The organism is Tumebacillus amylolyticus, from assembly GCF_016722965.1.
Classification (GTDB): Bacteria; Bacillota; Bacilli; order Tumebacillales; family Tumebacillaceae; genus Tumebacillus; species Tumebacillus amylolyticus.
In genome coordinates, this window is sequence record NZ_JAEQNB010000005.1 from 406,678 (window position 1) to 428,648 (window position 21,971).

The window sequence follows — 21,971 nt, forward strand, 5'->3', positions numbered from 1 at the left end:
CGAATCGACTGCGCGTTGAACTATCGGCGAATCAGACCGCCGCCGCCACCGCCGCCGCCGCCTCCACAGAGACCGCCGCCACCGCCGCCACCGCCGCCACCGCCGCCGCCGCCTCCACAGAGACCGCCGCCGCCACCGCCGCCGCCTCCACAGAGACCACCGCCGCCTCCGCCGCCGCCTCCACAGAGACCACCGCCGCCTCCGCCGCCGCCGCCTCCACAGAGACCACCGCCGCCGCCTCCGCAACGACCACCGCCGCCACCTCCGCAGAGACCGCCGCCGCCACCTCCGCAAAGACCGCCGCCGCCGCCTCCGCAAAGACCGCCGCCGCCACCTCCGCAACGACCACCGCCGCCACCTCCGCAGAGACCGCCGCCGCCGCCTCCGCAGAGACCGCCGCCGCCACCTCCGCAGAGTCCGCCGCCTCCGCCTCCGCAGAGACCGCCGCCGCCACCTCCGCAGAGGCCGCCGCCGCCTCCACCTCCGCCACAGGCGAACACGGGAATTGCATCGAGGTCACCTTTTTTGGTAACAGGTGCCAGATGTTCTGCTTGGAACTCCCCAACCTTCAAGTTGCGGAGTTCTTTTTTGAAATCACTCATGTCCTCAGACCTCCAAAATAGTTTGTAATTCGTACTCAACCAAATGTGCGAAAAGTTGAGATACCTTCACGTTATGTGAAGTGAAGGCGTTTTGAACTCCTCCAAACATCCAATTCTGCGCACTATCTACTAAAAAAACGTTAGCGTCGTCCAACCCCTCCGCCGCCACCGCCCCCTCCGTTGATCCCGCCACCACCGCCGGAACCGCCGTTTCCAAGCTCGTTGGAATCGTCGGTTCGGTTGGTCACCGTCACATTGGAGGGGTTGACACGCACATTGATCACGACGTTGAGGGTTTCTTTGCCACGACGAATCCGCTTTTTGACACGAATCACTTTGCCTTTGCGTTTGCCTTTCATCGCCACACACCCCCTCACTTTTCTAGCTACTATAAATTATTCAGAATGCTTTACTTGCGAAACGGACAAGTATCTTGGGAAACACAACATATTCCAGACTTCTTGAGAGACAATAAAAAAAGCCCTCCACCCACTACGGGGTGTCAGGCTTTGTTTTTTGGGTGTTAGCCTTTGCGCTTGAATTGCCCGCGCTTCTGCGAGAGCATCCGCAAGCCGCCAAGGTGCCACAGATATTTTGCTTTGGAGCCTTCCTTCATCAACGCGGCGGGCACGCCCTTGGTGCGAACGCCCTTGACGCTGCCGACACCGACTTCGTGACCGAGCGACGCCAGCGTGCCAAGGTTGTTGAAATGGAACGGTTGCATCGGGAGACCGCTCTCGATGGCTTGCAGATTCTCCGCCACGCGATTGCCCATCTGTTCGGCCGCCTGCCCGGTCGGGGGCAACGGTTTGCCGTCTTCCCCCGTGAACCATGCGGAGTCCCCGATGACGAACACATTCTCGAAGTTCACCGATTGGCAGAATTCATTCACTTTGGCCCGGCCTTTCGGATCGACCTCAAAGCCTGCTTCCTTGATCAACGGATTGGCACGCACCCCGCCGGTCCAGACGATCGTCTTGGCGTCGAGGGTTTCACCCGATTTGAGTTCCACCTGATTCGGGTTCACTTTGACGATCGCCGTGCCGGTGCGCAATTGGACGCCCTTGCTTTCCAACACGCGCTGCGCTTCTTCGCGCAAGCCTTCGTCGAGCATCGGCAGGATGGAGGGAGCGGCTTCGAGGTTGATCAGTTGAATTTTGTCCAAGGGCAAGTTGTATTGAGCGGCCAGTTCCGGCAACCACTCGGCCAGTTCTCCGCACAACTCGATGCCGGTCAGACCCGCTCCGCCGATGAGGACACGGAGTTTGGCGTCGTCTTGGTCTTCATGCCACGAAGCGAACGTTTTCTCGATGTGTTCATGCAATTGGCGGGCGGTGTCCAGAGAGCGCAGCACCAGCGCATTCTCTTGCATGCCGGGGATTCCGAAGTATTCCGGCGCGTTGCCCAGCGCGATGACCAAGTAGTCGTAGGGGAGCTCTCCTTGGTTTGTGATCACTTTGCTGTCTTGCGGGCGCAATTCCTGCACCGTCGCTTTGAGAATTTCAGATGACGGTCGGCGCAACACCTCGCGCAGTGGAACGGAATACTCGTCGAATGTGTTACGACCCCCTGCCGGTTCATGGAGCAGGGTGGTGAAGTAGTGGTACTCATGTTTATTGATCAGTGTGAAGGGTTGACCGGATCTCTCCAAGGCGACGGCTGTGGCCATGCCTCCGTATCCGGCACCCAGTATGACGATGTTCGCCATCTCGGTCTCACTCCTTTGTACGTCTTAGATTCCTTAGCGTCTAGTCTTTCAAACAGTTTGGAAACCATGCTTGTGAAGTTCTGCACTTGGTACCAGTATACTCGCATCTTCACAGATTGTTCCTATTTTCACATGGGTTGGAGGAACGCTCATGAAACTCCGCGTCGGATTCGTCGCGATGTCCGTGAACCTCAAGAACGCAACACCTTCCTCGACGATGACCGTCACCAATTTCAACAAGATCATCGACCGGGAAGCAGGTCTGCGCAAACTGACGAACATCGCAGCCAAGAACTTGCAGAACACCCTGCGCATCTTGCGCCATGCTCATGCGCACGACATCCATCTGTACCGCTTCACCTCCAAACTCATCCCGATGCTCGGTCATGAGTTGACGGAGGGCTGGAATTTTTGGAGCAAGCTCGGTCCTGAGTTCGAAGAAGTGGGAAAGTTTGTGCGCGACACGGGGATGCGTGTCTCGTTTCACCCCGATCACTACACGATCTTGAATTCAAAAAGCGACGAAGTCGTCGCCAACTCCATTCTCGACATGGAGCGCCACGTCAAAATGTTCGAGTTGATGGGCCTCGACGAGCGGGCCAAACTGGTCATGCATGTCGGCGGCAGTTTCAAGGACAAAGCCGACTCGCTGCAACGATTTGAAGAAAACTGGGCGTCTGTGCCTGATCACGTCAAGCGCCGTGTGACGCTTGAGAACGACGACAAGACGTACACCGCGCTCGAAACGTTGGAACTCTGTGAGCGGCTGGGCATTCCGATGGTGCTCGACATCCATCACCATCGCTGCAATCCGGGCGACGAGGAGTTGCGGGATTTGGTGCCGCGCGTGTTCGCGACGTGGGAGCCGACCGGTTTGGTGCCGAAAATTCACGTCTCGTCGCCCAAAAGCGAGGAAGACCCGCGTCATCATGCGGATTACATCGACATCCAAGACCTCGTGCCGTTTCTCGACCTCGTCCATGAGATCGACAACCAAGACTTCGACATCATGGTCGAAGCCAAGCAAAAAGACGACTCCGCCTTCCGTCTCGCCGCCGACCTCGCCCAAGTCGAGGGCATGAAAAAAATCGACGGCGGCACCTTCGAATACAAATAAAAAAACGCAACCACTCACGCGGTCGCGTTTTCAAATCGTAGAAGGAACGCAAGCCACGATCTGTGGCTACGTTTTTTCAACATCGTGTCGAGATGAACGCAACCGGTTAGGAGGTTGCGTTTTTTCTTAGTTGGGTTCGATCTGGATGATCTCGGAGGTGGCATCTGTCTGCGGGCAGTCTTGGCAGTGGGAGTTCATGTCCACCACTGTGTGGAAGCACGTGCTGCACGAGGACGTCTCCAATTGGATCGTCACATGGTGAATGCCGAACTCCTCCAACATCTTCTGCTGCACATGGCGGATGATGATCTCGCCTTCGCCGATCGTCGATACGTCCACCGCGAGATGGCAGCTCATAAAGTGCTGCGTCGGCGTCAGACTCCAGAGGTGCAAGTCGGTCACCGCCGAGACGTTTGGCAGTTTCAGCACCGACTCCTCCACCTGATCCGGCTCGAAGTGCTCCGGTGCAAATTGCAGGAGGATGTGCGCTCCCTCCCATGCCATTTTCCCCGCGCCAATCCCGATCACGAGACCGACCAAGCCGCCCAAGACCGGGTCGACCCAGAACCAGCCTGTGAAGTGAATCACCACGGCTCCGATCAAAATCGCCAGCGACGACAACGCATCGCCGAGGAAGTGCAGCCAAGCGGACTTGGCGTTCATGTTGTCTTTTTCCTTGCTCATCATATAAGTCAGGGCCGTGTAGATCACAAGACCCGCAAGCGTCAACCAAAACATCCAACCACTGGACACCGGTTGCGGTTCGGTCACACTCCGCATCGCTTCGATGAGAATGTATGCCCCCACGCCAACCAAAATCAAGTTCGCCGTAAAAGCGCTGAGAATCTCCGCACGGAATCGGCCAAACGACTGTCTCCTGCTCGGCGGTTTGAGCGACTGCTTCACGCCCCACCACGAGAGCCCAAGCGTCAACAAGTCACCCGCAAGATGCCATCCGTCCGACAACAAGGCCAGAGAACCGGTCCAGTAGCCTCCGATGATCTTGATCAAAAACACCACAAATGTCAGCATCATCCCAAACCGAATCAGCCGCTCCGAATTCGCCGAAGCCTGCGCGTGGCCCATATGATGATGATGGTGGTCATGACCGTGATGATGAGTATGCATCTGGATGTGTCCCCCTCTCCATTTCCCTGTCTTGGATTATAGTATCACGAGAACTCGCGTATGGCTATCAAAAACGGAGAAAATCCACGATTTTTCATTGAGAATGAATGTCATCGTCAATTTCGAGCTTTTTACCAAAACCGGGCAAAAAAAAGAGCCCCGCAATAAGGGGGCTCTTTCTTCCGCGCTACAATTAGTAGCACTGCATCGTGGTGGTTTGAACCGGGTAGCAGTTCGGAACCAGCAGGAAGAACAATACGAAGATGATCAGGAACACCACTGCCCAACGAGTGAAATACCCAAATACGCCGTCCATCAAAGAAACACTCCTTTTGAATAAAGTTTGGTTGTCTTCTCGACACTCCTATAACATGCAGACGGCACCGTAATGGGAAAGGCTCTTGTCATGGGAGGAAAAAATTGGGCTGTCCTCCTGCCTTCGTTGCATACCTATGAATCAACTTCGAACCCAGAGAGGTGAAAAACCATGCCCACTCCGATCATGGGTCAGCCGGTTGCGACCGCGTTCCAGTTGCGCAACTACCTGCACCAAGTCAATCCGAGTGCGCCAGACTACTCCTCATGGTACATCACCATCGGGCGTAAGTACGGCGTGCGCGGCGACATTGCGTTTTGCCAATCGATTTTGGAAACGAACTACTGGCGTTTCGGCGGGCTCGTCCTCCCCGAGCAGAACAACTTCGCGGGCATCGGTGCCGTTGGCGGTACAGAACGAGGAGCCGTGTTCCCGACTCCGCAAGCGGGCATCGAAGCGCAGATTCAACATCTCTACGCGTATGCCAGTTCCTTGCCGTTGCCGGCCAACACCGTGCAGCTCGATCCGCGATTCACGCTCGTCACGCGAGGCGTTGCTCCGACGTGGGAGTCCCTCACCGGCCGCTGGGCGACGGGTGCGAATTACGGAGAGAAAATTCTCGCCATCTACAACGACCTGATCGCAACCCAAGGCGCTTTGAACCCGCCGTCTCAGCCGTCCGATAACACAGGCACGACCCCGGCAACCCCGACGCCGCCGAATACTTCCGTTCCGGTCTCCCAACGATTCGCAGACGTCGACCCGAATGCTTGGTACACGCCTTATGTGCAACGCATCGTCGACCTCGGCGTCATGCGCGGGGAATCTGACAACCAGTTCCACCCCAACGACACCGCCACCCGCGCCGAGCTTGCCGTCGCCCTCTACAACCTCTACCAGAGTTTGAACAAACCGAACCAATAGTGGAAAAAAGAGAGCCTGACACGCGGATTCGCGTATCAGGCTCTTTTTTCAATGGACGTAGCGTCCGCTTTGAGGTTTGCCGAGGGTTTTGAAGTCGCGTGCGAGCAACTCCAGACCCTGTGTCAGCACGTCGCCCGACATCGGCCACCCGTGTCCTGTGTAGGCAACGGCGGGCTTCAAGTCAGCCAAGCGTCGCACCGAATCCTCTGCCGCTTCCCAATCGGGGGTGAAATACCACGGCGGCCCGTGCAAGATCGGCTCTTGGGTCAAGACGGAGAACAGCGACTCTTGCTTCACGGTGATAAACGCATCGCCAGCAAGTACCACGCGGTCTGCCTCACGGAACAGTGAGATATGTCCCTTGGTGTGACCCGGCGTGTGGAGCCACTTCCAACCTTCGAGAAACGGCACGCTTCCGTCTTCGGGCAGAGCTTGTACAGAGCTTCCCAGTTGGATCGGGTCGTTCGGGAACAGGAACGACATGCCTGCGAGAAGCCCGCCGCCGACCGTTGGATCGGGAGGCGGATACTCTTCTCGTCCCGTCAGATAGGGAATTTCCAAGGGATGTGCGTACACGGGCACATCCCATTTTTCCAACAGCTCCGGAAACGCCCCGACATGGTCAAAGTGCCCGTGCGTCAGGATGATCGCCTTCGGTGGACGATTCGACCCGAATCGCTGCTCCGCCACTTCCACGATCCGCTCCATCGACCCCGGCATCCCGGCGTCGATCAGCACCCAGTCACTCGATTCTCCCGGCGTCCCGATGAATTGTACATTCACGATCTGCAACGTCAACGACAGGATGTCCGGCACGAGATTCTCCCCCAACATCCCGGACGATGTCTCTAAAGATTGCGGTTGTTCCTGTTGCATGCAGGATGGCCTCCTCACAACACATACGTGCTCAGTGATAAGTTGCCCTACTTCACGCCGTCAAAACAAACGACGAGAAGCTCTTCTAACAACAGAAGATCATCGACCGATTGAATTCGAATCCGGCTTTCCCCCAGAGACTTCGGAGCAGCCTCTACTTCATAGAGCTGGGCAAGTTTCGCACAGTCTTCTACGGAAAGCCTCGTGACAACATATTTGTTCGATCCATCCAAATTGATCCGCAACATCCATTTGGTGATGACGCGGTTATAGATCGTGAAATACCCGGTCGTATCTTTGTAGTGTAAGGCAGACACATCGCGACCCGCGGTAGTCAAAGCCTCTTTGACAATCTCATAGCTTTTGAGTTCATCTTCGGTCGTGATGATTGCACCTCGTGCCCCTGCTTCTGCCTGTGAAGATTCAGGAGCAACAGCATCCTCTGCCGTTGCTGCCACGACATCACGAGGTGAGAGACCTTCACTAATGATTTCCAACAGTGTATTGCTGATTGCTTTTTTCACAATCGGGCGGAAACGTTCCAAGACATTTGAAGTAATACGAGAGTTACTGAAATCCTTGATCAAAAAGCGCAGGAATTCGTCGGACGGATTTCGGAAGAGTTCTTTGAGATTGGAGTTTAAGTTCGACATATACACAAGTTCTTCTGCGTACTTGACCAGACCCTCAGCATCAAATTGCTCCCGTGTAAAACTCTCGATCGATTCCATGTCCACACTTGACATATTTTCCATATGAAAAGAGAAAAACGGCTGATCGTCCATAATATTGTCTTGATTGAGATCGGTAAAAAACTTGTATTCTACTCCATTGGTCAGGATTGCAATCTTGACCTCCGGCGTTGCGTTGAAATATCGAGAAAGTTGAGCGCTGTGCTTGTCCAACTTTTCCGTGACGGCTTTCGCTTCAATGAAAATAATCGGAATGCCGTTTTTGAAAATGGCGTAATCAACTTTCTCTCCCTTTTTCGCCCCGAAATCAGATACATACTCAGGACGAACTTCCAAAGGATTGAACACATCGTACCCCAAACGCTGTAAAAACGGGATGATCAGCGATTGTTTGGTCATTTCCTCATTCGTGATAAATCCCTTACGTTCCGTTACTTGTGAACTCAACTTTTGCAATTCCAAACGGAAATCCACAGCTGTGCTCCTCCATTCATTTTTCAAGTAGTCAAAACTAGATTCTCTCGAAACAAAATATAACATAACAATATATTTTACGAAATGTTCTTATACGTAAAAGAATGGGACAATTTCACCCCTTCATATCTATATGGCAACTACATGGTGAGGTGGTCCGGTTGAAGTTGGTTATGATCCCTATTCAGAAGATTCGAGTTGAGGATTCCTTTAGAAAAACAGATAAAGATGATGCATTGACTGAACGCATCATCCAAAATGGTTTGCATGAACCGTTGTTAGTAGAAGTGAACGATGACGAAATCACATACACTTTAGTCGAGGGATACCGCCGTTATGAAAGCCTGAAACAACTGAAGCAAAAGGAAGTCCTCTGTTATGTAGAAAGTCCAACATCTCCAGAGTTGCGTGTACTCAAAAGACTTGAGATGGAATTGTCTCGGAAAAAGAAAACGGGCTTTGGAATGGAGAGACAGGTTGCATATCTTCTTGAGCGGGGGTACACCGTAGAAAGAATCGCGGCTGAATCGAAGGTTTCGATCTCGACCATAAAAAAATATACGAACTATGCAAATGAAGACAAGGATGAAAAACGGAGGGCTGAAGAGGCAGGAGTTGGCTGGACCGGGTACAGAGAACTGAAGAAATTAGCGAATGTATATCCAATTGTCCAATCCTTACTAGAAAAATATATCAACAAAAAATTCGTCGGCGATCAAATTTATGGCATAAAAAAGGTGTTGAAACAGCCTCATTTTTCACGTCTCCCAGAAAAGCTACAAGAAGTCTGCCTCGATCAAACCATCGCACAAACAAAGTTTACAGATCATAACGCAAGAAAAATAGTTTCCTTTCAAACCATAAGACACGTCCAGGACGAGCAAGCCAATGCGATCGTATTAGAAAGTGTTTTAGAAGACCTTCAAATGATGAAATCTACATTGTCTCCTCAGAATCATTTTATGAAGAACTTGGACAAAAAAGACAAGAAAAAGCTTCAATCAGAAATTCTGGTTCTCGCACAATCAACAGGACTCATCTTGACATGGAATAACTTCCCTTCCGGTCGTCAAAAAGAAAGCTGAACGGTAGTAAACTCCCCCGCACGCATGCGTTCACGTATGTCAGGGTGACAACAACCCCCATTTCCTTTACAAGAATCTCGCCTCCTACTCCGTCGTCCAAGGGACTTTACTTGTAACAACTCTGGCACACTAAGATCATCAACGGCGTTATAGGAGGACTCTTCATGAAAAAACCCTGGCTTCCAGCACTCCTTCTCCCGCTTGTGTTGACGCTCTTGCCGACGCAGTCCTTGCAGGCGGCGCATGGGGACCCTTCTGCGGCGGCGTTGCAGGTTTTGGTGGATGGCAATGAACGGTTTGCAAGCGGACATCTCAGCCATCCGAAGAACCTCATCGCCCGTCGCCATGAGATTGCGCCGAAGCAACATCCGATTGCGTTCGTCCTCTCTTGCTCCGACTCTCGCGTTCCGCCGGAGTTGGTATTTGACCAAGGGCTCGGCGATCTCTTTGTCTCCCGTGTGGCCGGCCATGTGCTCGGCGATGAAGTGATGGGTTCGATGGAATACGCCGTCGAGCATCTCGATGTCCCGCTCATCGTCGTCCTCGGGCACGAGCGTTGCGGAGCGGTTCAAGCCGCCGTCGACGCCTTGGAAAAAGGCACTCAGCCCTCTGGACATATTCGCTCGCTCGTCAAACGCATCACGCCGGCCGTGAAAACCGCGCAACAATCACACCCCTCCGACCTCGTCGAAGCTTCCGTCCGTGCCAACGTCCAACGAGTCGTAGATGAAATCAAAGCTTCCCATCCTCAATACGCCAAGAGAATTCACGAACGCAAATTCCGCATCGTCGGCGCCCGCTACGATCTCGAAACCGGCAAAGTCGAACTGCTCGACTGCGAGTAATGCAAATAAAGCCCTGTCCGTCTACATGCTGGCAAAAAAGCCCTGTCCATCTACGTGACAGCGAAAAGAAGCCCTGCCCGTCTCGGCGACGGCAGGGCTTTTTTTCGTAAGTTACTCTTGTTCATTGTACCCGCGGTCTCCATACGGTTGCAGGTTCTCCAACCACTTGGCTTCCAAGGCTTTCGCTTGCTCTCCTTCGGCGACAAAGTCTTGCGGACCCTCGGACTCCGGTTTGACCAATTCCAGCACTTCGAAGACAAACTGATCGGCTCCGTGCTGGTTGTAGTCGGCTTGCAACTGCGGAATCCTGTTCATGTTCGACTTCAACTCGAATCGCAAGCGGTTGAGCATGCCGTCTACATTGTTGGAACTACCGATCAAAACTTTGCCGTTCACCAAGCATTTCACTTGGTAGACGCCGACGGGACGGCGGGTGTTTTTGTACTCCCATTTCAGTTGGGCTTTTTTGTCCATGTCCAGAGCTCCCTTCATCCAGTAGGTACTTCCGTCTGCTTCGCGGTCCAGCATGTCGTGCTCAATCAAGAGACGACGAACCAAGACGTGGTCGGTGTACACGCCGCGGATGATGTCGTTGACTTCTCCTTCGGTGTACCGACGATTGGGGTGGAACAACTTGATCACGTCTTGAAGAGCTTCAAGTCGCTTCTTCGCCTTGGTTGGGAACTCGCTTGGTCCGACGTGGTCGTGGTTGGCGGAATGACGACCTCGTTGCGGGCTGAGACCGTCGAGTTGGCTCATGATCGCGAGAAAGATTTTCGCTTGCCGTTCCTTCTCTCGCAGGGTGAAACGGTGGTTTCGAATCGTGGACGTGCTCCCGCCGACTCTGGCTGCGATTTCGGCATCGCTGTAGCCCGCCGCAAACAGTTCCAGCAAATTGCGTTGGGTATCGGTGAGGCCCGTTTCTTTTTTCCCAAGTCCGAGCAGAGCGGTCAGCACCGAGCCGTGTGCTTGCTCGATGTGGCGCTTCATCGCTTTCTCCGACTCGTAGAGCACACCGTCCTCCGGGTAGATCACCCCTTTTTCATAGGACGCGGCGCAAAACAGGCACTCATAGTGGTCCTCTTCGGTTCGGTACCCACGCTCATACATAGACGAAACCTCCAAACGTTTGCTATTTTATAAACATACTACGACAACGTCTAGATCGTGTCAAACAAAAAAGAGCATCCGGGAGTCTCCCGAATGCTCTTTTTTCAACAGTGTTTGGGTGGTTGTTACAGGACGCGCTTGGCACCGAGGTAGCGTGCCCCCCAGTAGCCGGAGTTGAGCGAATCGATCTTGACGCCCGAAGAAGAGGTCGCCGAGATGAATTGCGTACCGCCAAGCGAGATGCCGACGTGCGAAACGCCGGCGCCGGAGGTGTTGAAGAACACGAGGTCCCCCGGTTGTAGCGCGTTGGTGGACACGGCTTGTCCGCTTTGGAACATTTGTTTCGAGGTGCGGGTTACCGAGACATGGTTCTGATTGAAGACGTAGGTCACCAAGCCCGAGCAATCAAAGCCCTTGGGCGTCGTGCCGCCCCAAACATACGGGACGCCGATGAATTGCTTGGCTCCTTCTACGATCTTCGTTCCAAGTGCAGGTCCTGCCAAGGCTTGAAGTGGTTGGGCCACCGGTGTGTAGGTCTTGCCATCTGTGGACAAGAGGGCGGAACTCGAAGGTCCGTCCCATTTCACCGCGCCGCCCAGCGACTCCGTAATAAAACGCAGGGGTACATACGTACGACCGTCGATCAATTCAGACGTCGTATCCATGTCCACCGGCGTACCGTTCACCACGCCGGTATCGGTTCCGGTTTGGACGGTGACGGTGTGGGAGCCTTTGACGATGCTGACTTTGACATCATCGCCGACCGCGTTCCATTTCACATCGTAGCCCATAGACTCCGAGACGAAACGAAGCGGTACCTGTAGTCGTTCATTGTCGTCGAGAAACGGTTTTGCATCCGGGAACTGCACCAATTGGTCGTTCACCTGAACATTCACACCATACTCCGGGGCTGCCTGTGCAGCAGTTCCCATCATCGACGAAAGACCGGCCACTACGGCAGTGGCGGTGAGTACGTGTCTCCAGTACTTTTTCAATTGTTTGTCCTCCTAAATGCCTCCGAGGTTAGTTGACGGGTTCGGGAAGAGGTTCCCTAGTTGTGGTTCCGTTGACTTGCAGAACGGTTCCAGTACATTCACCCCAATGTGTTGCGTCCCCCGTACCATAGTTCTAGAATCTATGGATTCGGCTGTCGTTCTATGTCGAAATGGTAACATGGAACCTGAATTGTCTCAACAATTTAAGGGAGATTTGACCAGTGGTAATTTAGACCAGACGTAAAATCGACAAGAAAATCAGGGAGGACAAACGCACAATTCCGCTCCTTTACATATGTTGTGAGCATTGAGAAATCAAGTCAGGAAAAAGGAGCGATTGCCCTATGTCACGTCGCAAAAAAGGGCCCGATTCTTCCGACTGGTCCTACATTCCCGTCGCCGTTCCATTTGCCGATCTGTACCGCCCCGCCCCACCGCCTCCGTTTGGCCCGGGCCAAGGAGGTCCCGGAGGAGCGCCGCCCGGACCGCCGCCGCAATTTGAGCCCCAACTCCCGCAGCAATATGGCGGTGGTGGAGCAGGAGGAGCTTTTCACGGCGGACCGGGCGGGGGGTTCCACGGCGGCGGACCGGGCGGATTTCATCCGCAAGACCCGCACGGCATCCGATTCTGCTTGCATCGAAACGTGTTCATCTGGCCGAGATTCGGTCGTCCGTTCTGGGCGTTTCCGACGAATGTAAGTTGGAACCTAGTGAGCGGCTTCCGTTGGCGGCAGAGAATCGGCCGTTGGGAACCATTCACCATCCCGCTCCAGCAAATTTCCCACTACCAGTGCATATAAAAAAAAGAGGAGGTCCGCTAAGCGGATCTCCTCTTGTATTTGTCTATTTCGCGGACGTGGCCGTTTGATTGACGACGGCTTGTTTCGTTTGCAACGCGCTAATGCCCTGCAAGAGCAACGTCAAGATCGGAGTTGCCACCAGCAACAGGATGCCTCCGTACGTCAACAACGCGACGGCCCCGTATTGTGCGCCGACGAGACCCGCCGCCGAGTAGCCGATGGCGAGTGCGATTCGAATAACCGAATTAACGACCGAGTAGACGCGACCGCGCACTTCGTTCGGCGTGGATTCTGCAAAACACGCCGACACCGGAGTCAAAGCCCCGCTCGCACAGAAACCGGAGAATCCATACATCAAGATCAACGCCAGAGCTCCCGGTTGGAACTGAATCAGCAGGAACGTCGCCCCTTGGAGCATCAGACCTCCGATGATCAAGAATCGGCGGTCGAGTTTCTTGTCCAAAATTCCGATCAACGTCGTACCGAGGATGATCCCGATCGCCGTCGCAGCCACCACGAGTCCGTACACACGGTCGCTGTCTTGCTCCGACATCTGCAATTGGGTCTTCACGTACAGAACGCTGCTCACGAGGATCACCGACTGGGTGACCGCTTTCAACAGATTGATCGCCGTCACATAGCGCAGGACTTTGTGCTTGACCAAGAAAGCGGTTCCCTCACCGAACGACTTGAAGAACGAGACTTTCGGTTGCCCGGCGTTTGCTTTGACGCTTTGCTTTGGAAACCGGATCATCATCGTACAGGAGACGGCCGCCAAGAACGTGACGGTGTCCACCAGAAACGACGCTCTCGGACCTCCAAACAACGTAATGACACCCGTTGCCAAAAACGGTCCGAGAATTTGCACCGTTTGGAACGAGCTTTGTGACAGAGAGATCGCTTTGACATACAAGTCGCGCTCGATCAGTTCCGGGATGACCGCCGAACGAGCCGGAGCGAACACGGCCGCCAACGTCTGTGACAAGAAAATCATCACATAAATCAACGACACGGAATGAGAAAAGAAAATCGCAGCCACAATCAAAGCTCGCAGGAGATCGACCCAGATGAGGACGGTTCGTCGGTTGATGCGGTCGATCAACACACCTGCAAACGGTCCGATCAGAATCCAGGGCAGAGATTCAATGACAAACGTCAACGTCAAAGAAGTCGCCGATTGTGTCAGTGCGTACACCAACAGCGGGACGGCGACGATCGTCAGGGAATCCCCGATCTGGGAAATCGTTTGGCCTAGCCATAACCAGACGTAATTGCGGTTTGAAATGACATCGCGGAATCCGGGCGCTGCTGTGGAAGTCGTGTTGCTCATGCTCGTCACCCCTTATCTCAAATATTCTGTCATAAACAGAATATCATTTTGCTTAACGGAAATCACCATTTTTAGAAAAATACAGACTGCTCTCGGTTGCAGAGCAGTCTGTATTTCCTCTCCTAAGTAGGTTCTACCACTCGGAAAGCAGGCGCATCGTAACCACTTTGCTCAGACGCTTCGGGGTCAGGGCGACCTCCTCGGAGAGCTTCTCAGCGTTGACAACCGTTTCAACGGTTTCCTCGGTTTCGACAACCTCGGTAGCGAGTGCTTTTACGTTTTCCATCATTATCACCTCCCTTCAAGCAATTCAATGTGTTTCAGCGGCAAGACCGCCGTGCGACTTAACTGCGCCCCCAGCACACCGGAGTCCACCATGCAGAAGTGGGCTTCGAAAAACAACGGGATCGTCGCCATCTCTTCCAACGCAATGCGCTCCGCCTCCAAGTACAGCTCCGTGCGCCTCTCCTCTTGCATCTCTTCCAACGACCGCTCCATCAACTCGTCAAAGCGCGGATCGGAACTTCCACTCGTGTTGAACGGATGGTCTGTGGAGAGCGGCAACAGGAACGTCCCTGCGTCTGCGATGTCGGTGTGCCACGTTTCGTAGAGCAAGTCGTAGTCTCCTGTGTCGAGACGTTGTAGATACTCGCCCCACGGCAACCGCTCATAGCGCACGGTGATTCCCAATACCCGCTTCCAATCTTGGATGAACGATTGAGCCATGAGCTCCATGTACTCGTGTCCGAGAATTGTCAGCGTCATCTCGGGGAATCCAATCCCGTTCTCGTAGCCCGCCTCTTGCAGACAGCGCCGTGCTTCTCCTTCGTTCTCGTACACCAACCCTCGAGCTTCCGGGAAATTTCGCATGTTCTGCGGAACGAGAGCATCGGCAGCGTCCAGATGCGGGAGGCAGGACTCGATCACGTTTTGACGACAGATGGCGAGCGAAAGCGCTCGACGCACGCGGGCGTCGTCCAGCGGTTTTTTTCGCTGGTTCGGTGTGAGGACGATCGTCGCCAAGACCGGCTCCGGTTGCAACTCCGGGTCGTGCTTGAGTTCTTGGTACCTAAGTACCGGCGCGTGGTTGAGGAAGTAGTACAACCGCTGCCCGCTCGGCGAGTACCTCGTGCGGAAGAGTCGCAAGCGCTCGTCGGCATCCATGATTGGGATGTACACCGCGGCGTCGAGTTGCACGTTGGCAGCGTCCCAATAGTAGGGATTTTTCTCCAAGAACACGAGCGAGGGATGATGGTCTGCGTTTTCCTTGAGTTTGAACGGGCCTGACGTCACCAAGTTCTCGCGGTGGAAGCCGTGCATTTCGACGTGACGTTTCGACACGATGCTAAACGAAGGCGTGGCAAGGTAGTCGAGGAAACAGTGCATCGGTTGGTCCAGCTCAATTCGGATGACGCGGGGGGCATCCTCTGAAACCCAGATGCCGACCCCTTCGAACTGCGGAATGCGCTGGATGCTGTACACCACGTCCTCCACCAAAATCGGGTCTCCGTCGGAGAAGCGCGTGTTGGTGCGCAGATGGAAGCGAAAGGCGCGACCCGGTTCGACCACTTCCCAGGAATCGGCGATGCCCGGTCCCAACTCCAGCGTCACAGGGTCTTGCACCAACAGCCCTTCGTAGAGGTTGGTGATCACATTGCGGGTGACCACATCGAACGATTCGGTCGGATCGAACGTCAACGGGGTCACTTGGGTCAAGAAGTTCAGGGTTTTCAATGGTCCTGCCGGCTTGAGGTCTTCCCACCAGTTCAACATCATGCTGCGTCGGTCTCCTTGGGTCAGATGATTTGATAGAGTTTGACTTCGTCTGCGCTTCGGCCCTCTTCGATTCGCATCTCGATGCGCTGCGACAGCCATTGCTTTCCTTTTTCCGGGGTCAAGAAGTAGACCAAGTTGACGTAGAACAGCCAGCCGGACGGTGAGAGCGTGTATTGAGTCCCCTCATCGAGCACAAGACCCTGATCCACCGCTTCTTGCAACGCCTGTATTGTTTCTTGGGGGACTCGCTCCCAATCGATGCGTTTTTTGTCCAAGACGCCGCGGTACGGGAAGTACACGATTCCTTTTTCCGGGCAGTTTAAGTTCTCGATGGTCGTGACATCAAGCGATTCGGTCTGCATGGCTTTGATGTAGCCTTCCATGGAGTTCGGGTTGACCATCGTATAGTTGTGAACTTGCGAGATGGCGCTGGAACCGAATCCGATCACTTCGTCTCCTTGGTACCCGTACAGCATGTCGTGGTAGAGGAAGATCGGTTCCCGGATGAGCACGGTCCGCTCCGTCGGCAACTGCTTGGGACGGGTGTAGGAGTAGCCGTTGATCGGGTGGTAGCCTTGGGCGCGCATGTACTCGTCAAGGAACATGCGATAGGAAGTCTTGGTGGACGGCGAGAGCATCTCGAGCCCTTTTTCCTTGAAGGAACGGTGCATCTTGAGGCTGGCCGACATGTAGTTCAGCGGATAAAAGTCGATCGTCGTGGTGCCGAGCGCGATGGCAGCGTCCGCTTCGGCGAGGAGGTCATCGAGCGACTGCCCCGCCATGCCGAAGATCAAGTCGACATTGACGTACTCGAACAGCGAAGTGGCCCACTCGGAGACTTGGCGCACTTGTTCCAGCGTCGAGGTGATGTTGAACACCTCGCGATAGGTTTCGTTGAACGTCTGAATGCCGTAGGAGACGCGGTTGACGCCGATTGACTTCATCGCTTGGAGTTTTTCGAGAGTGACGCTTTTCACTTCCAGTTCGAACGTGAATTCCTTCAGTTCGCTCAGGTCGAAGTGCTCCCGCAATTTGCTGCCAAAGCGCAGGATCTGCTCGGCGCTTAGGACGGACGGTGTGCCGCCCCCTACCGCGATGATGTCAACCGGAACTTTGCCGACACCGGGATACTTGGATTTCCACTTCATCTCCAAGAACAACGCTTCGAGATATTGGTCGATAAATTCATGGTATGTGTAGTGGGTCGAACGATAGAACGGGCAAAACGTGCAGAGCGTGTCGCAAAACGGGATGTGGAAGTACAGGGCGCGATGACCGTCCTTGCGCACCGGGATCGATTGCAAGGCTTCGTCCGTGTCGACCACGTCGTCCTCGACGCTTGGAAACGGGTAGTACCAGTTGTAGACGGGCAGTTGCTGGTCGAATTTGAGCAACGTGTGGCGGGCGTTCAAGTGGAGATTAAGCATGCGGCACCCCCCCGCTTTGCTCTGGAGAGAAGACCGGCAAGAGCTTGGCTTGGAATTGTTGGTATTGCTCATGAGTTAATTCATAGGTCGCGAGCTGCCCGCCGATGTTCTCATGCATGAAATTGCGGACGCCCTCTGTGACGACGAATTGTTCCAGCAGGTTGTGCGGGATGGAGTCTCCGAGGAAGACCGAGCCTTGGTAGAGGACGCGGGTTCCCGTTTTTTCGCTCGAGACGGATACGATGGATTGGTCGTAGCGCAAGACGCTGACGAGATCGTACGCACGGTCTTCTCCGGCGATTTCAAACAGGTCTTCTTCGGTGATGATCAGATCGAGGCGGTCTCGTTCCAGCGGCGTCATTTTCGCAACTTGCTCGCGGAATTTTTCAAAGATCGCGACCGGCGAGATCCCCAAGTCGTTGATCAGGTAATGGATGGTGAACGGATACTTGAACAAGCACATCGTGTAAAAATCGACGAGGGCCGAGTAGTCCGCTTCGTTCAGGTACGCTTTCGAGTAGTCGAGGAAGTAGAAGTTCGCGTAGATGTATGGATTTTTTTCAATCTCGCGCTTGTGCTTGTCGTACAGGAAATTCATCATCGATGTGTTCACATTGTCCCAATCCAGCACCAGTTTCTCCGAGCTGCGCATGAGATACGTTCCGGTGTAGGGACTGAGCAGGTTGATGAACGAACGCCAAGCTCCGTTGACTTTGCAGGCAAACGACAGGCGGATCGTCGCTTCGATGTCCTCCCGCTCTTCTTCGGGGAATCCGAGGATGAACGAAGTGGTCGGCATGATGCCGTTTTCGAGGCAGTGGCGCAGGGTGTTGTGGATCATCGGCATCTTCAGGCGCTTGCCGATGACTTTTTGGATTTTTTCCGAGGCGCTCTCGACACCGAAGAAGATGTAGTTGCAGCCGGACGCTGCGGTGATCTGGCATGTTTTTTCATCGAGCGTGTCGATGCGGGACGAGAAACCCCAGTTGATTTGCAAGCCGCGCTCTATGATCTGTTCGGCGATGCCGTGGATGTACGGTTTGTTGGAGGACAAGTTGTCGTGCATGAGGTTGAAGTGCGTCACGCCGTAGGTCTTGTGGAGATATTCGATCTCGTCAACGACGCGTTCGGCGCCCATGACGCGGTACTTTCTTTCCCAGACGATGCTGGTGGAGCAGAACACGCAATCGAACGGGCATCCGCTCCCTGCGTAGATTTGCATGTAGATGTCCTTGGACGTGTCGATGTACGAGCGCATGTCGACCAAGTCGTAGGCGGGACGGGGCGAGAGCGTGATGTCTTTCATCAGCGGGCGCGGCGCGGTCTTGACCGGGGTGCCCTCCCCGTCGCGATAGGCGATGCCGAGAATGCCGGCGAGGTCTTCCTCGAACTGGAGGTTGTTCAGCAGTTCCGGGAATGTAATCTCGCCCTCTCCGATGACGCAGGTGTCGACGGACGGGAAACTGTCCAGCGTTTCCAACGCACACAAGGAGACATGCGGACCGCCGAACGTGACGTGTACATGAGGAGCTCGAAGTTTGATCTCGTTGGCCACATCGACAGCCAGCACGTAGTTGCTGCACATCGCCGTGATCCCGACGAGGTCCGGATTGTGGCTCAGAATGTCTTCGGCCGCCCTTGCTGCGAACTCCGGACTGTCCCAACTCGGGTCCAGTTCCTTGAGATAATCATAGTCGCAGATGATCGGATGATGGCTCGCATCGCGAATCGCCGAAGCCAAGATCAGCAGGTTTAACGGGTAGCCATTGAATCCGCTCCCTGACAACAACGGTCTAACCAGACACACTTTCACTGGGGGTCGCCTCCTTTTGTGCGTTTTGATTTCGAATCTTGCGTGTACGCATGCGCAAGAGTCGCTGTAACACCAGACCTTCGCGCAGCAAATGCAGGTTCTCCGTCTCTTCCAAGATTTGCAGCGCGTCAATCGAGCGTCCGTCGAGCCAAGCATGCCACGCCACCAGGAAGCGGCGGTATCCTTCGTACCCGATGCCCGTCGTTTTCTCCTTGTTCATGCGGAACACGCGCGGGGAGTTTTGGAAAAACTCCTCGACTCGTGCCGCCAAGACGCGCGGGGATTGCGGCGCCGAGTAGACCAACGCGCTGAGTCCGTCGTCGTGTTTGCCGGGGCCGTAATACCCCGCTTGCGTGCGATCTTCCAAAAATTGCAGACCGAACGGAGTTCCCGGATAGATGCGCACGCCGACGTTGTAGTAAAATGTGAACCCGCGCTTGGCGTGCTGCTTCATGCGATCCATCGCGTACTGCAAGGTCGTTTCATCCTCACCGGGACCGCCCAGCAAGATGCCCGCATAGAGTTGCACCTGTCCTATGTACGGCTCGAAAGCATCGAGGAGCGCATCGAGGTCTTTTTCCCGGAAGTTTTTGTGGTAGCTTTTGAGGATGTCGTCTGCGAAGTGGTCGAACGCGAACTTGAATCTGTACAGTCCCGACTCCACCAACAGCGGGATGGCATCCGCTTCAAAGGGCAGAACGTTCAGGTACGCCGTCCACAGGATTTCGTGATGCAGGTTGCGGCGGATCAGTTCCCTCGCCAAATCGGTGAGGCGTTGGAACGGAATGTTCGCTTCGGAGTCCGCCATGTGAAAGACTCGAATTCCGTACCGGCGCAAGGAAAACTCAATTTCATCGACGACCTGCTCGATGCTCCGCGAACTCATTCGCGTGCGGTTGACCGATTCGACGCAGTAGGAGCACGCCAACGCGCATCCTTGCGCCCCGCGAACAGGCTCCGGAAGGTAATCGCGTTTGTTTTTATAGGAAAATGTCCAAGTGCGGCGGATTCGGGTGGATTGATTGAGCACCCGAGTTCGCAAGGCGACTGTGCGGTGGAAGCTTCCTTGCTCCTTCCAAACTGCGCCGGGCAGTTGGGACCAAAGGCGGCGGAATCCTTCCAGACCTTGCGTCGCCAGCAGATCGGGCGACCAAAGTTCACAGAGTTTTGCAATCGCATAGTCTGCCGCTCCGATCACGCCGAACTCCAGTTGCATATTCTCCAGAAACGTCTCGGGAGCCATCCCGAATGCGGCACCTCCGATGAAGACCGGCCCTTGGAACTCGCGAAGAGCTTCCACGACTCGTTTGACGTCCGGGTATAACTCCAGCGTGTCAACGGAGTCTGCTTCCCCATCCAGCGCGTGGATGATCAGCGCGTCGTCCATGTTTCGAAACGAGATGCCGATCATCTCGGGCTTGTAGGAGGCGACCAGTTCGCGCAGACCTTGCATCGGGTCGAGGAATTCGGTGAACGGGTTGGTGATGCGAGTGACAAATCCGGCCTCTCGAACGATCGAGTCCAAGATTTCCAACCCGTACGGCCCCGCCAACAAGTCGATGTAGGAATTGGCGTACACCCAGAGAATGCGCCCCAGTTCCCGCGGGGGTTGTTGCAGTTGAAAATACACTCGGTCTTGCGCCACACGCTTGTGCTCGTCGCCGAAGATCCACCGGCCTGCCTCTTGGGTTGGCACGGGCCGTTGCACGCGCCCGGTGGCTCGGTCGTCCGTCCAGCCCAGCAACAGGTCAGCGAAGGCCGGTTCAAGTTTCAAAATTCCGGAAGCCTTCAGGAAAATCGTCGTGCGCCAAGTTGTCGGCAGGTCCGCGCTCTCCCCCATCACATGCAGATCCACGCGCTCCCCCTCCACCAGCAGTTCCTCGCACAGAACGATCAGGACACCGCCTGATCGGACGATGGACAAACCACCCGTGGAAACTTGGTTCCCTGCTATCTCAACCGAGATCGGTTCGTCTACGAAGGTACTTTTTACAGACAGAGTCACGTCGAAAGCAGTTGTCACACAGCCAAGGGACTCGACTGGACAGGCTACAGGTCCAACCCAATCTACGACAAGATGGTTTTCAGTTGCTGGTAAGAGATCCAGTCGTCATACACCTCACTGTACTGTATAGTTTAAAAGTTGGCTTTTCATTGCTGCGAATCATCGTTTGCTTGATTATATTAGGGAGTTATTAGGTTCATGCCTGGGCATTTCAATTTTTATTGTCAAAGACAGAAAAAAAGCGGAGCCCTTCGCAGGGCCCCGCTTTTTTCGCGAGCTGTTCTTACGCCAAAACCGGCGGCCAGCAGAGCTCGCCGTACAGGGAAGCTGCTGCGGTGGTGAGTTTTACTTGTTCGGTTTTCTTGATGGTCATTTTTTTCATTGGGAATTCCTCCAGTTCAAGGTATGAATTTTGTAGTTGGTATGTAGGAGACCCTCTACATGGATAATTTATGCAGTAAGAAATTGTTTATGATGTTATTTCACCGTAAAAAAGGGAACAATTCTTCGGAGGGCGAATTGGTACAGCGAAAAGGAGTGATGTTGAATGATGTACAAAGTCGGTCAGATCATGTTGTATGTAAACAACCAAGAAGAAGCGGTGAATTTCTGGACAGAAAAAGCAGGGTTCGTTTTGATATCCGAAGAAGACAACGAACATGGCATGAAATGGTTTACAATCGCGCCAACCAAGGACGCTGAAACTTCCATTGTCCTCCACAACAAGGAAATCATCTCCAAGCTCCAACCGGAATTGAATCTTGCCACCCCTTCCCTGTTGTTCTTCTCGGAGAATCTCGAGGAATTGCGCAGTTCCTTCGTAAACAAGAACATCACGGTCGGCGAGATCGTACATATGGGTTCTCGAAAAGTGTTTAACTTTGCCGATAGCGAAGGAAATTACTTTGCTGTCGAGGAGAAATAAGGTTCTCATTAAATGAAAGAGGT

The 21,971-nt window shown here is 54.2% G+C and carries 21 protein-coding genes and 1 riboswitch; of the genes, 6 read left to right on the forward strand and 15 right to left on the reverse strand.

What is annotated here, in order from left to right:
• Positions 1 to 20: 20 nt before the first annotated feature.
• From JJB07_RS17485 to JJB07_RS17495, 3 genes are all read right to left on the reverse strand, one after another.
• Entirely contained in the window at positions 21 to 602 is a 582-nt protein-coding gene (locus tag JJB07_RS17485) for a hypothetical protein (RefSeq protein WP_201637251.1), read from the reverse strand.
• Between the two features lie 140 nt (positions 603 to 742).
• A complete protein-coding gene (locus JJB07_RS17490; RefSeq protein ID WP_201637252.1) occupies positions 743 to 961 on the reverse strand; it encodes a hypothetical protein in 219 nt (72 codons plus the stop codon).
• 164 nt (positions 962 to 1,125) lie between these two features.
• The gene (locus JJB07_RS17495; protein ID WP_201637253.1) at positions 1,126 to 2,310 is read right to left on the reverse strand and encodes an NAD(P)/FAD-dependent oxidoreductase; all 1,185 of its coding nucleotides are present in this window, start codon (positions 2,308 to 2,310) and stop codon (positions 1,126 to 1,128) included.
• A 151-nt stretch (positions 2,311 to 2,461) separates the two neighbouring features.
• Between JJB07_RS17495 and uvsE the strand changes: the two genes are divergently transcribed.
• Positions 2,462 to 3,427 (forward strand): UV DNA damage repair endonuclease UvsE, encoded by a 966-nt coding sequence (gene uvsE, locus JJB07_RS17500; RefSeq protein WP_201637254.1) that lies wholly within the window; start codon positions 2,462 to 2,464, stop codon positions 3,425 to 3,427.
• A 126-nt stretch (positions 3,428 to 3,553) separates the two neighbouring features.
• On the opposite strand, the gene JJB07_RS17505 is transcribed toward uvsE, so the two are convergent.
• On the reverse strand, positions 3,554 to 4,555 hold the full coding sequence (locus tag JJB07_RS17505) for a cation diffusion facilitator family transporter (protein WP_201637255.1): 1,002 nt from the start codon (positions 4,553 to 4,555) through the stop codon (positions 3,554 to 3,556).
• A 193-nt stretch (positions 4,556 to 4,748) separates the two neighbouring features.
• Entirely contained in the window at positions 4,749 to 4,871 is a 123-nt protein-coding gene (locus JJB07_RS24295; protein WP_283809144.1) for a hypothetical protein, read from the reverse strand.
• A gap of 171 nt (positions 4,872 to 5,042) precedes the next feature.
• Here JJB07_RS24295 and JJB07_RS17510 point away from each other — a divergent pair, with 171 nt between their 5' ends.
• Positions 5,043 to 5,795, forward strand: a complete 753-nt coding sequence (locus tag JJB07_RS17510) for an S-layer homology domain-containing protein (protein ID WP_201637256.1) — start codon at positions 5,043 to 5,045, stop codon at positions 5,793 to 5,795.
• 48 nt (positions 5,796 to 5,843) lie between these two features.
• Here JJB07_RS17510 and JJB07_RS17515 read toward each other — a convergent pair whose 3' ends face one another.
• Together JJB07_RS17515 and JJB07_RS17520 are read right to left on the reverse strand one after the other, a co-directional pair.
• Complete coding sequence (locus tag JJB07_RS17515; protein ID WP_201637257.1) at positions 5,844 to 6,671, reverse strand: MBL fold metallo-hydrolase; 828 nt, start codon at positions 6,669 to 6,671, stop codon at positions 5,844 to 5,846.
• A 47-nt stretch (positions 6,672 to 6,718) separates the two neighbouring features.
• The gene (locus tag JJB07_RS17520; protein WP_201637258.1) at positions 6,719 to 7,837 is read right to left on the reverse strand and encodes a type I restriction endonuclease; all 1,119 of its coding nucleotides are present in this window, start codon (positions 7,835 to 7,837) and stop codon (positions 6,719 to 6,721) included.
• Between the two features lie 161 nt (positions 7,838 to 7,998).
• On the opposite strand from JJB07_RS17520, the gene JJB07_RS17525 reads away from it, so the two are divergent.
• Both JJB07_RS17525 and JJB07_RS17530 read left to right on the forward strand, forming a co-directional pair.
• A complete protein-coding gene (locus JJB07_RS17525; RefSeq protein ID WP_201637260.1) occupies positions 7,999 to 8,922 on the forward strand; it encodes a ParB/RepB/Spo0J family partition protein in 924 nt (307 codons plus the stop codon).
• A gap of 164 nt (positions 8,923 to 9,086) precedes the next feature.
• On the forward strand, positions 9,087 to 9,767 hold the full coding sequence (locus JJB07_RS17530; RefSeq protein ID WP_201637262.1) for a carbonic anhydrase: 681 nt from the start codon (positions 9,087 to 9,089) through the stop codon (positions 9,765 to 9,767).
• 111 nt (positions 9,768 to 9,878) lie between these two features.
• Here the strand turns inward: JJB07_RS17530 and JJB07_RS17535 are convergent, their stop codons facing one another.
• On the reverse strand, positions 9,879 to 10,877 hold the full coding sequence (locus JJB07_RS17535; protein WP_201637264.1) for a DUF2087 domain-containing protein: 999 nt from the start codon (positions 10,875 to 10,877) through the stop codon (positions 9,879 to 9,881).
• Positions 10,878 to 11,002: 125 nt separating this feature from the next.
• On the reverse strand, positions 11,003 to 11,872 hold the full coding sequence (locus JJB07_RS24055; RefSeq protein WP_236588153.1) for a C40 family peptidase: 870 nt from the start codon (positions 11,870 to 11,872) through the stop codon (positions 11,003 to 11,005).
• A gap of 2 nt (positions 11,873 to 11,874) precedes the next feature.
• Positions 11,875 to 12,036, reverse strand: a riboswitch (cyclic di-AMP (ydaO/yuaA leader).
• Between the two features lie 180 nt (positions 12,037 to 12,216).
• On the opposite strand from JJB07_RS24055, the gene JJB07_RS17545 reads away from it, so the two are divergent.
• Positions 12,217 to 12,672, forward strand: coding sequence for a hypothetical protein (locus tag JJB07_RS17545; RefSeq protein ID WP_201637266.1), 456 nt, complete (start codon positions 12,217 to 12,219; stop codon positions 12,670 to 12,672).
• Between the two features lie 43 nt (positions 12,673 to 12,715).
• Here JJB07_RS17545 and JJB07_RS17550 read toward each other — a convergent pair whose 3' ends face one another.
• The 6 genes from JJB07_RS17550 to JJB07_RS24425 form a co-directional block, all read right to left on the reverse strand.
• Complete coding sequence (locus JJB07_RS17550) at positions 12,716 to 14,002, reverse strand: MFS transporter (RefSeq protein ID WP_201637268.1); 1,287 nt, start codon at positions 14,000 to 14,002, stop codon at positions 12,716 to 12,718.
• Positions 14,003 to 14,135: 133 nt separating this feature from the next.
• Positions 14,136 to 14,288: a hypothetical protein gene (locus JJB07_RS17555; RefSeq protein WP_201637270.1), complete on the reverse strand. Its 153-nt coding sequence runs from the start codon at positions 14,286 to 14,288 to the stop codon at positions 14,136 to 14,138.
• Between the two features lie 5 nt (positions 14,289 to 14,293).
• Positions 14,294 to 15,778 carry a peptide ABC transporter substrate-binding protein gene (locus JJB07_RS17560; RefSeq protein ID WP_201637272.1) on the reverse strand — a complete coding sequence of 495 codons (1,485 nt, stop codon included), beginning with the start codon at positions 15,776 to 15,778 and terminating at the stop codon, positions 14,294 to 14,296.
• 20 nt (positions 15,779 to 15,798) lie between these two features.
• On the reverse strand, positions 15,799 to 17,205 hold the full coding sequence (locus JJB07_RS17565) for a coproporphyrinogen-III oxidase family protein (protein ID WP_201637274.1): 1,407 nt from the start codon (positions 17,203 to 17,205) through the stop codon (positions 15,799 to 15,801).
• A complete protein-coding gene (locus tag JJB07_RS17570; protein WP_201637276.1) occupies positions 17,198 to 19,018 on the reverse strand; it encodes a B12-binding domain-containing radical SAM protein in 1,821 nt (606 codons plus the stop codon). The genes JJB07_RS17565 and JJB07_RS17570 overlap by 8 nt, the downstream gene beginning before the upstream one ends.
• Positions 18,999 to 21,041 carry a radical SAM protein gene (locus tag JJB07_RS24425; RefSeq protein WP_201637278.1) on the reverse strand — a complete coding sequence of 681 codons (2,043 nt, stop codon included), beginning with the start codon at positions 21,039 to 21,041 and terminating at the stop codon, positions 18,999 to 19,001. Before JJB07_RS24425 ends, JJB07_RS17570 begins: the two co-directional genes overlap by 20 nt.
• A 529-nt stretch (positions 21,042 to 21,570) precedes the next feature.
• On the opposite strand from JJB07_RS24425, the gene JJB07_RS17580 reads away from it, so the two are divergent.
• The gene (locus JJB07_RS17580; RefSeq protein ID WP_201637280.1) at positions 21,571 to 21,948 is read left to right on the forward strand and encodes a VOC family protein; all 378 of its coding nucleotides are present in this window, start codon (positions 21,571 to 21,573) and stop codon (positions 21,946 to 21,948) included.
• The last annotated feature ends 23 nt before the right edge of the window (positions 21,949 to 21,971 follow it).